Origin of the sequence: Variovorax soli NBRC 106424, from assembly GCF_001591385.1 — a bacterium.
GTDB classification, from domain to species: domain Bacteria; phylum Pseudomonadota; class Gammaproteobacteria; order Burkholderiales; family Burkholderiaceae_C; genus Variovorax; species Variovorax soli.
Window position 1 is genome coordinate 1 of record NZ_BCUU01000140.1, and the last position, 10371, is coordinate 10371.

A 10371-nucleotide genomic window follows, 5' to 3' on the forward strand; every position below is an offset into this window, starting at 1 on the left:
GGCACGCCGGGCCCGCGCACCGTGCGCGCCGTCAGCGTGACGGTTTCGCCCGGCGCCAGCCCCTGCGCGGCGATGCGCCGGGGCACATCGATCAGCGCCTCGGCTGGCGTGACGCTCAACCTCGCATCACTGGCCATTGCCACCGACGCGCGACACCTGCATGGCGGTGGTGCGGTCGCTCAGCAGCGGGACCACCTTCAGGCCCTTCTTGGCGGCCCAGATGTTCTGGTAGTGGAACAGCGGGATCTGCCCCACGTCGTCGGTCACCAGCTTGGCGGCGTGGCGGAACACGGCCTCGCGGCGCTTGGCGTCGAACTCCACCGTGGCGGCGTCCAGCGCCTTGTCCACGCTTTCGTTGCTGTAGCGGCCCCAGTTGTTGATGCCGCGTCCGCGCTTCGGGTCGTTGGTGGCCAGGGTCTGCAGCAGGCCGTAGCCGGCTTCGCCCGTGCCGTTGCCCCAGGCGATCACGCTCACCGCATATTCGTTCTTGGAGGCGCGGCCCGAGTAGGCGGCCCACGGCGTGACCTCGACCTTGGTCTTCACGCCCACGCGGGTCCAGAACTGCGCCACGGCCTGCACCGTCTCGGGCGCCTGCGGGTAGCGGTCGCCCGGCACGTGGATGGTCAGCTGGAAGCCCTGCGGAAAGCCCGCTTCGGCCAGCAGCTTCTTGGCCTGCTCGGGGTTGTAGGCGATGTCCTTGATGTCGGGGTTGTAGCCGAAGGTGTTCCTGGGCATCCACTGGTTGGCCTCGGTGGCGGTGCCCTGCATCACGCGGTCGACCACGGCCTTGCGGTTGATCGCCACCGACAGCGCCTGGCGCACGCGCTGGTCCTGCAGCGGGTTCTTCTCCAGCACCTTGCCGTTGTTGTCCTGGATGAAGTCGTTGGGGCCCGGGCGCAGGCTGGGCTGCAGCAGCAGCACGCGCAGGCCGGGGTAGGTGTAGACGCTGACGGACGAGGTCTTGCGCAGCTTCTCCACGTCGGTGACGGCCACCTTGTCGATCACGTCCACGTCGCCGGCCAGCAGCGCGGCGGTGCGGGCCGCGCCGTTGTTGATGTAGCGGTAGGTCACCTTGTCCCACACCGGGCGCGGGCCGTAGTAGGTGGGGCTGCGCTCGAACACGGTGCGGTCGCCCGGCACGTACGAGATGAACTTGTACGGGCCGGTGCCCACCACCGCGCGGCCGGCGTTGTAGTCCTCGGTGCGCGACTTCTCGCCCACATGCTTGCTCACGATGTAGACCGAGGCGATCTCCAGCGGCAGCATGGGGTTGGGCGAGGTGGTCTTGATGATGACCGTCTGCGGATCCTTGGCCGTGGCCGATTCGACCGAGCGGACGGCGCCGGCGTACGAGGCCACCGAGCCCGGCACGCTGCGCGCGCGCTGCAGCGAGAACACGATGTCGTCGGCGGTGAAGGGCGTGCCGTCCTGCCACTTGATGTCGCTGCGCAGCTTGAATTCCCAGGTCTTGTCGTCCAGGGTCTTCCAGCTCGACGCGAGCGCGGGCAGCAGCTTGCCGCCGTCGCGCGACTCGACGATCGAATCCCAGAAGTGCAGCGCCAGCGAGCGGTCGCCGGCATGGTTGTTCAGCTCGGGGTCCACCGAGGACACCGGGTCGGCAAAGCCGATGGCGAGGTCGTTCTTCTGCTGTGCATGCGCGCCGGTGCAAGCCAGCAGCGCAGCGGCGGCAATGGCCAGGGCCGGGAATGCATGTTGTTTCTTCATGTGCTTTCCTTTCTGTGTTCAGGAATCGGTGGAAAAGGCTCAGGCGCCTTCGTTGAGATGGCAGGCGCTCGTGTGGTGGATGGCGATGCCGCGCAGCTTGGGCACCTCGGTGCGGCAGCGCGCCATGGCGTGCGGGCAGCGCGGATGGAAGTGGCAGCCGCTGGGCGGGTCCATGGGGCTGGGGATCTCGCCGCGGATGGCGGAAAAGCGCGCGCGGCGCGCATCGATGCGCGGAATCTCCGCCAGCAGCGCCCGCGTGTAGGGGTGGTTGGGCCGGGCGAACAGCTCGGCCACCGGCGCGCTCTCGACCACGCGGCCCAGGTACATCACGACCACGCGGTCGCACACATGCTCGATCACGCCCAGGTCGTGGCTGATGAACAGGTAGGCCAGGCCCAGCTGCTCGCGCAGGTCCATGAACAGGTTGAGGATCTGCGCCTGGATCGATACGTCCAGCGCCGCCACGGCCTCGTCGCACACCAGCATGGCCGGCTGCACGGCCAGCGCCCGGGCAATGCCGATGCGCTGGCGCTGTCCGCCGCTGAACTGGTGCGGGTAGCGGTGGCGCAGGGACGGGTCCAGGCCGGCGCGCTCCAGTTGCGCGCACACATACTCGTCGGCGCCGGCGGCATCGGTCAGGCCGTGGAACTGGGCCGCTTCGCCCACGATGCGCGCCACGCGCAGCCGCGGGTTGAGGCTGCCGAACGGATCCTGGAACACCATCTGCGTGCGCAGCCGCGCCGCCAGGCGCTCGCGCGCATCGAGCTCATGCGAGGGCTTGCCCTGCACCAGCACCTCGCCAGCGCTCGGCGGCAGCAGGCCGGCGGCGATGCGGCCCAGCGTCGACTTGCCGCAGCCCGATTCGCCCACCAGGCCGACCACTTCGCGCGGGCGCACCGACAGGTCGACGCCGTCGACCGCATGGGTGATGGCGGGCGGCTTGTCCAGGCCCAGGCGCTGCAGCATGCGATGCAGGCGGCTGGGGGCGCGTTCGCCGAAGCGCATGGAAATGCCGCGCAGTTCCACCAGCGGCACGGAAGAAGTGTTCACGTTGTCGATTTCGTTCGATGCACGACCCTCGCCCTGGAGGGTGGCGTCTTCGAGGGGGCGGACCGCGCTCATGCGCCGGCTCCCGGATGCAGGCAGCGCACCGCATGCTGCGGCGCGTTGCTGTTCACCATGGCCAGGTCCGGCATGCCGGCGGCGCAATCGGCCTGCGCGCGGCTGCAGCGAGGCGCGAAGGCGCAGCCCGGTGGCAGCCGCAGCAGGTGCGGCGCCAGCCCCGGAATCTGCTTGAGCCGCGCGCCGCGCCGGTTGGCGCTGGGCAAGCTGCCGATCAGGCCCTGGGTGTAGGGGTGCTGCGGGTCGTCCAGCACCTGGTCGACCGGTCCGATCTCGACGATGCGGCCGGCATACATCACCGCCACATGGTCCGCCAGGCCCGCCACCACCGACAGGTCGTGGCTGATCCAGATGAGGGCGGTGCCGCTGTCCTGCACGAGCTTCTGCATCTCGGACAGGATCTGCGCCTGGATGGTCACGTCCAGCGCGGTGGTGGGTTCGTCCGCAATGATGAGCCCGGGCCGGTGCAGCAGCGCGATGGCGATGGCCACGCGCTGGCGCATGCCGCCCGAGAGCTGGTGTGGATAAGCCAGCAGCCGCTCGTGCGGGCTGGGAATGCCCATCAGCGCCAGCGTGTCGGCGGCCAGCTTGCGCGCGTCGGCCGTGCTCATGCGGCTGTGCGCCTTGACCGCCTCGATCATCTGCGCGTCCACCCGCAGCACCGGGTTGAGCGTGGCCATCGGGTCCTGGAAGATCATGGCGATGCGCTGGCCGCGCAGCGCGCGCAGCTCGCGCTCGGGCAGTCGGGCCAGGTCGCGCCCTTCGAACAGCACCTCGCCGCCGACGATGCGGCCGGGCGCGTCCAGCAGGCCCATGATGGAAAAGCCCGTCACCGACTTGCCCGAGCCCGATTCGCCCACCAGGCCCAGCACCTGGCCGGGCTTGAGCGAGAAGGACACGCCGTCCACCACCGGCAGCACACCGTCGCGGGTGAAGAAATGGGTGCGCAGCTCGCGCAGCTCCAGCACCGGCTTGATCTGTTCGGCACTCATTTCTGCAGCCTCGGATTCAGGACGTCGCGCAGTTGATCACCGACGAGGTTGATCGCGACGATGGTGGCCAGCAGCGCCAGGCCGGGGAACAGGCTGATCCAGTATTCGTTGGACAGCAGGTACTGGTAGCCGTTGGAGATCAACAGGCCCAGTGAAGGCTCGGTGATCGGCACGCCCAGCCCCAGGAAGGACAGCGTCGCCTCCAGCGTGATGGCGCGCGCCACCTGCAGCGCGCCGATCACCAGCAGCGGCGGCAGGCAGTTGGGTAGCACATGGCCCACCAGGATGCGCCAGGCCGGCAGGCCCTGACCGCGTGCGGCGTCGACGTATTCGCGCCGCGCCTCCACCAGCGCCTGGCCGCGCGCGGTGCGGGCGTAGTAGGCCCATTCCAGCAGCACCAGCGTGAGGATCACGTTGCTGATGCCCTTGCCCATGTAGGCCAGGATCATCAGCGCCATCAGGATGGTGGGGAAGGACAGCAGCAGGTCCACCAGCCGCATCAGCAGCGCGTCGACCCGGCCGCCCGCATAGGCGGCCAGCAATCCGACCAGCGTGCCCACCACCGCGGCGATGAGCGCCGAGCCCACGCCCACCAGCAGGCTGATGCGCAGGCCGTAGATGATGGCCGAGTACAGGTCGCGCCCCTGGCCGTCGGTGCCCAGCCAGTAGGTGAAGCCGCCGGCGCTGCTGGCCGTGCCGGGCGCCAGGCGCGCATCGAGCACGTCCAGCTGCATCAGGTCGTACGGGTTCTGCGGCGTGATCCAGGGCGCGGCCAGGGCGGCGAGCACCACCAGGGCCAGCACCACCAGGCCCGCCACGGCGCCGGGGGCGGACATGAAATCGCTGCCCACGCGCCACCACAGCGAGCGTTCGCCGAAAGTGCGGGGCGCGGCAGCGACGGTATTTGCAGCGGGCTTCATCGCGCGCCCTCCAGCCGCACACGCGGATCGAGCAGGCGGTAGAGCAGGTCCACCACCAGGTTGAGCGTCACGAAGATCACCACCACCACCATCAGGTAGGCCACCACCACCGGGCGGTCCAGCGAGTTGATGCTGTCCAAGATGAGCTTGCCGGCGCCGGGCCAGGCGAAGATGGTCTCGGTGACCACCGCGTAGGCGATGGTCGAGCCCAGCTCCAGGCCCAGCACCGTGACCAGCGGAATGAGCGTGTTGCGCAGCACGTGCACCAGCACCACCCGCGTGGGCGACAGGCCCTTGGCGCGGGCGAACTTCACGTAGTCCTGCGGCAGCACCTCGCGCACGCCGGCACGGGTGAGGCGCAGCACCAGCGAGATCTTGAACAGCGCCAGGTTCACCGCCGGCAAGATCATGTGCTGCAGGCCGTCGAGCGTGAGCCAGGACCATTGAATGCCGAACAGTTCGCGCGTGGCGCCGCGGCCGCTGGCCGGCAGCCAGCCCAGCTGCACGCTGAACACCATGATGAACATCAGCGCTACCCAGAAGGCCGGCAGCGAGAAGCCGACGATGCTGCTGGCCATGAGGGCGCGCGACACCGGATGGGAAGGCTTCATGCCGGCGAACAGGCCCAGCGGCACGCCGATGACCACGGCGATGAGCAGCGCACCCACCGCCAGCTCCATGGTCGCGGGCAGGCGCTGCAATATCAGCCGAATCGCGTCTTCCTGGTAGACGAAGCTCTTGCCCAGCTGGCCCTGCACCGCGCCTTCGAGGAAGGCCAGGTACTGGCGCCACAGCGGCTGGTCCAGGCCCAGGCGCGCGATGGCGGCGGCCCGCTCGGCCTGGTTCATGTCGTCGCCGATCAGGATGTCGACCGGGTTGCCGATGGCGTGCAGGCCGATGAAGACGATCACCGTCATCAGCAGCACCACCAGCAGCGCCTGGCCGAGGCGGCGCAGCAACCAGCCCGTCATTGGGCAACCTCCGCCCTGCGGGCTGCGGTATTCGCCTTGGGAGCGGCCCGGCGGCTCATGCGCGTGCGCTCCGCGGGCTGTCTTCTTCCTCGCCCTCGTAGGCGGGGAACTCGGCCGGCTGCCACTCATGGCCTTCCAGCTCGGGCTCGGCGTAGCGCTCCATGGCCGCGTAGTGGTGGGCCACGTCCTCGCCCAGCAGCTGCGCCGCGAGGCCGCGCGCCAGGCGCTGCGCGCCGTCGCTCACCTGCGGGATGTCGCCGGAGCTGGCGCCCTGCGATACGGCGGCCGCGTAGTTGAAGCAGTGCACGCGCTCCAGGCCGGGGCAGCTGCCCGGCGTCTTCTGCTGCAGCTCGAACAGGGTGCCCAGGTCGGGCGACTCGGCCAGTTCGGCGTCTTCCTCGCCCGGCGGCGCGGTGAAGCGGTCCTGCCACACCCGCACATGCGGCTGCAGCGCAGCGAACTCGGGGCGCTGCGACCAGTCGGTGCGAAAGCCGGTGCAGAAGATCACGAAGTCCGCGGCCAGCGGGCCCTTGGCCGTTTCCAGGCGCAGCTTGCCGTCGTCGCGAACCGACGCGCCGCGCACGCCGGCGCCCAGGTGGAAGAAGGCATTGGCATGGCGCGACACGCGCAGCGTGCTGCCCTGCGGCGGCGGCACCTGCTGCACGTTGATGTAGTGGCGAAAGCGCCATTTCCATTCGTCGGGCAGGGCCGAGAAGCCGTGTGCCATGCCCGGGCTGCCGGCGCCCTTGCCCTTGTTGATGCGCGGCAGCTCGCGGCGGCGGATCAGCAGGTCCACGCGCGCAGCGCCGTTCTCCAGCGCGGTGGCGGCCGCGTCCATGGCGGACGCGCCGCCGCCCACCACGGCCACGTGCTTGCCGCGCAGGCTCTCGCCGCGCCAGTGGTGCGCCGAATGCGCCCAGTGCGTGCGGGGCAGGTCATGCACCCACTCGGGCACCCAGGGGCCGCCCATGCCGTCGCGGCCGGTGGCCAGGACCACGTGGCGCGCGAGCACGCGGTAACTGCGCGGCGTGTCGCCGGATTCGTCGACCATCTCCAGGGCCACCACGCCGTCGGCGCGCGGCAGCACGGCCTGCACGCGCTGGCGGTTGCGCACATCCAGGCGCAGCACCTGGCGGTACCAGCGCAGGTAGTCCATCCATTGCAGGCGGGGAATCTTGTCCAGCGCGTTCCACGCGGGCAGGCCGAACTGCGCCTCGAACCAGGCGCGGAAGGTCAGCGCCGGCAGGCCGAGGGCCGGGCCGGTCAGCTCCTTGGGCGAGCGCAGCGTCTCCATGCGGGCGGTGGTGGCCCAGGGGCCTTCGAAGCCCGCGGGCGACTGGTCGAAGATCGGCGCCTGGATGCCCATGTGCGTGAGCGACGCCGACAGGGCCAGCCCCGCCATGCCGCCGCCGACGATGGCGACGTCCAGCACCGGCTGGCCGTCGCGCTGGATGGGCGGCACCCAGGATTTGGCGGGCAGGCACAGCCACTGCAGGTCCTGCCGCAGCCGCTGCTCGAGGTGGGCCAGGCCGGATGGAGAAGAAAGAGATGGGGCGCCCGAGGGCGTTGGCTGGGTCATGTGGGCGACGTCGTTGTTTCGGTGGCCGAGGCGGCGCCGGCCTGGGCGGCCTGCAGCAGATCGGCGTGGGCGGTTGGCGGGTGCTCCACGAAGCCGGGCACTTGCCGGGCCGCGCGGCGCAGCGCCTCGGCCAGAGCCTGCAGGCGCGGGTTCGGCGGGCGGCCTTCCGGCACGATCACACCGAAGAAGAAAGGAATGTCCCGGTCCAGCGGCAGGGCGCGCACACCCTGCATCGGCACGCCGAAGGCGGTGAGCGGGTCCAGCAGCGCCACGCCGAGGCCGGCGCGCACCAGGGCCTGGGCGTTGACCGAGGAATTGGTTTCGATCATGCCGCCCGCCGCGCCGGTGGAGGCCAGGGCCGCGTCGATGCGGTGGCGAAGGCGGTACGGATCGGCCAGCGTGATGATGCGCCGGCTGGCCAGGTCCTGGATGGCGGCCCGCGGGGCGGTGGCGAGCGGATCGCCTTCGGCCAGCACCGCCACGCAGGGCGCCTGGCCGATCCACAGCACCTGCAGGCCGCGGTGTTCCAGCGGAAGGCTGGCCGCGCCCAGCTGGGCACCGCCGGCCATCACGGTCTGCACCACCCGTTCGGGCGAGGCGGTCTGCAGGCGCACCGGGGCGGGCCCGGCGTCCAGCTCGACCTCGCGCAGCGCCTGCGGCAGCAGTCCCACGGCGACGGCCGAGGTGGCGGCCAGCACCAGCGGTTCGCTGTCGCCCTGGGCGATTTCGGACGAGCGGGTCTGCAGCCGCCGCCAATTGGCCAGCAGCTGCTTCACCTCCTCATAGAAGAGAAAGCCTTCCTGGGTGGGCGTGACGCGAGGGCCGTGGCGGGTCAGCAGGGGATAGCCCACGCTGTCCTGCAGCTCGTGCACGAGCCGGGTCACGGCCGGCTGGGACCGGTCCAGCAGGCGCGCGGCGCCCGTCATGCTCCCTGTGGACATGACGGCGGCAAAGGCTTCGAGCTGGCGGATCTCCATGGGCATCATCCGAAAACTGGATGATGACCTACTTTTTATGACAAACGCAAATAATTAAAAAACCAATGCTTATGCGGTGCCGGGCGGGGGCGGCGCCAGCAGGTCGACCCGCCGCACATCGACGGTGGCCTCCATGCCCAGGTACGCGTCGGCGCTGCCGAACCAGCTGCCCGACAGCGGCGAGGCAAAGGCCGGATCGCGCGCCACCGCCACGCGGATCAGCTGGTGGCTGCCCATGATGTTGTTGGTGGGGTCGAAGGCCACCCAGCCCGCGCCCGGCAGGTAGGCCTGCATCCAGGCGTGGGTGGAGCCGGCGCCGCTCACCGGCGTCTCGTTGCCTTCGGCCGTGTTGGCCGGGTCGAGCGCCGCGTCGTAGAGATAGCCCGACACGAAGCGCGTCGCAATGCCCAGGCGCCGCGCGGCCTCCATCATCAGCAGCGCGTAGTCGCGGCAACTGCCGCTGCCGCGCTCCAGCGTTTCCAGGGGCGTCTGCGTGCCTTCCTCGTTGCGCACCTCGTACTTCAGGGTGCTGCCGATGTGGGCGTTCATGCGGGCCAGCACCTCGCGCGTGCGTTTGCTTTCCTGGTCGCCTTGCAGGAACTGGTGGGCCCAGCGGATCAGCACGCCCTCGGGGTCGTCATGGTGCGGGCGCAGGTAGTGCTCCAGGTCCAGCCGCTCCTGCACCGAATAGGCAAAGGGCAGGTACTCGGCCGTCGGGTCGATCTCGAGCAGGGTCTCGACGGGCGCGGGCACCTGCTCGATGCGGAAGGTGCAGACGAACCTGAGTTCGGTGGCGCTGCCCAGCGGCTGCACCAGCGCCACCGAATTGGAATAAGGGTCCTGGATCAGCCGGATGCTGGCCTGCGGGCTGACCTGCAGGTCGGTGGCGAGCACGCGCAGGTCGTGGCTCTCGCGTGGGCGGAACATCACCCGGTGCAGGCCGAAGCCCACCGGCTCCTTGTAGCGGTAGACGGTGGTGTGGGTGATGTCGTAGTGCAGGACGGGCATGGGCGCCATTGTGTGCCCGTGCCCGTGCCCGTGCCGGCCCGGCGATCAGTCGCGCTGCGTCAACCCGACAGGCGGCGCGTATCCAGTGCGCGCGCCATGGTGGCCGGCAGCGGCAGGGGCTCGCCATGCCAGTGCGCGGCCAGCAGCTCCGCGCACAGGGCCGCAAAGCTCAGCCCGCGCGAGCCCAGCGCCGTGCACACCCAGGGGCCCTGCGGCTGCATCGGATCGGCCGGCCCCACCAGCGGGCGCCGGTCGCCGGAGGCGCAGCGCACACCGGCCCATGCCTGCATCTGCCCGTGCGCCTGTCGGTTCTGCAGCGCGCGCGCGGCGGCCGGATGCAGGCGTTCGATGCGCGCCAGGTTGTCCCGCATGTCGTCGTCGCGCAAGGCCGTGCTGCGGCTGTCGCGGTCGTAGGTGGAGCCGGCCAGCCACAACGGGCCGATGCCGTCGGGCACATGGGCGATCAGGTGGCCGTCGCCGTTGATGGGGTGGGGTGGCAGGCCGGTGGCGCCGTGGCCGTACATCACCTGTCCGCGAACGGCCTGCAGCGGCAGTCCCGGCGCGAAGGCCGAGGTGGCGTAGCCCGCGGCGATCACGATGCGGTCGCCTTTCGCCAGGCACCGGCCCTCTGCATCGAAGGCGGACCACTGGCCTTGATCGTTCCCGATGCGGGCCACCTGGGCGCCGGGCAGCAGCCGGATACCGGGCTGCGCCAGCCATGCCGCCACCAGGCGCGACGGCCGCACCCAGGCGGCACGGGCGTGCCACAGGGCCGTGGTGGCGGGGTCGAGTCCGGCCCCAAGAAGCTGGCCGGCAACGGCATGCCACGTCTCGTTGGGGCCTTCGGCCGACCAGGTGTCCGGCAGCCGGGCCTTGAACGCCGTGCGCCGCTCCATCGTCCCCGAGGCCGCCCAGTCCTGTCCTTCGTCGAGCAGGTGCGCGAGCTGCCACCAGGTGGCGCGGATGCCCGCGCGACTCAGGCGCGACAGCAGCGCGTCGTCGGGCGAGACATGGGGCGCCATCAACCCCACGGGCAGGGCCGACGCGCCGGATGCCGCCCGGGGCGCCGCATCGAGC

Annotated in this window: 9 protein-coding genes; all 9 read right to left on the reverse strand. The window is 70.6% G+C overall.

Annotated features, from left to right (window positions below; translation table 11 throughout):
* Positions 1 to 126: 126 nt before the first annotated feature.
* Positions 127 to 1725, reverse strand: coding sequence for an ABC transporter substrate-binding protein (locus tag VSO01S_RS24495; protein ID WP_068645391.1), 1599 nt, complete (start codon positions 1723 to 1725; stop codon positions 127 to 129).
* 39 nt (positions 1726 to 1764) lie between these two features.
* On the reverse strand, positions 1765 to 2730 hold the full coding sequence (locus tag VSO01S_RS24500; RefSeq protein ID WP_068645398.1) for an ABC transporter ATP-binding protein: 966 nt from the start codon (positions 2728 to 2730) through the stop codon (positions 1765 to 1767).
* Between the two features lie 113 nt (positions 2731 to 2843).
* On the reverse strand, positions 2844 to 3839 hold the full coding sequence (locus VSO01S_RS24505) for an ABC transporter ATP-binding protein (protein WP_068645392.1): 996 nt from the start codon (positions 3837 to 3839) through the stop codon (positions 2844 to 2846).
* Complete coding sequence (locus tag VSO01S_RS24510) at positions 3836 to 4759, reverse strand: ABC transporter permease (RefSeq protein ID WP_068645393.1); 924 nt, start codon at positions 4757 to 4759, stop codon at positions 3836 to 3838. The genes VSO01S_RS24505 and VSO01S_RS24510 overlap by 4 nt, the downstream gene beginning before the upstream one ends.
* Positions 4756 to 5730, reverse strand: a complete 975-nt coding sequence (locus tag VSO01S_RS24515; RefSeq protein WP_068645394.1) for an ABC transporter permease — start codon at positions 5728 to 5730, stop codon at positions 4756 to 4758. The genes VSO01S_RS24510 and VSO01S_RS24515 overlap by 4 nt, the downstream gene beginning before the upstream one ends.
* A gap of 55 nt (positions 5731 to 5785) precedes the next feature.
* Positions 5786 to 7309 carry a SidA/IucD/PvdA family monooxygenase gene (locus VSO01S_RS24520; protein ID WP_068645395.1) on the reverse strand — a complete coding sequence of 508 codons (1524 nt, stop codon included), beginning with the start codon at positions 7307 to 7309 and terminating at the stop codon, positions 5786 to 5788.
* The gene (locus VSO01S_RS24525; protein WP_068645399.1) at positions 7306 to 8286 is read right to left on the reverse strand and encodes a LysR family transcriptional regulator; all 981 of its coding nucleotides are present in this window, start codon (positions 8284 to 8286) and stop codon (positions 7306 to 7308) included. Before VSO01S_RS24525 ends, VSO01S_RS24520 begins: the two co-directional genes overlap by 4 nt.
* 69 nt (positions 8287 to 8355) lie before the next feature.
* Complete coding sequence (locus VSO01S_RS24530) at positions 8356 to 9294, reverse strand: transglutaminase family protein (protein WP_153305415.1); 939 nt, start codon at positions 9292 to 9294, stop codon at positions 8356 to 8358.
* A 59-nt stretch (positions 9295 to 9353) separates the two neighbouring features.
* Positions 9354 to 10371 (reverse strand): FAD-dependent 5-carboxymethylaminomethyl-2-thiouridine(34) oxidoreductase MnmC1 (gene mnmC1 / locus VSO01S_RS24535; RefSeq protein WP_153305416.1); only part of this gene is annotated, 1018 nt, incomplete at its 5' end.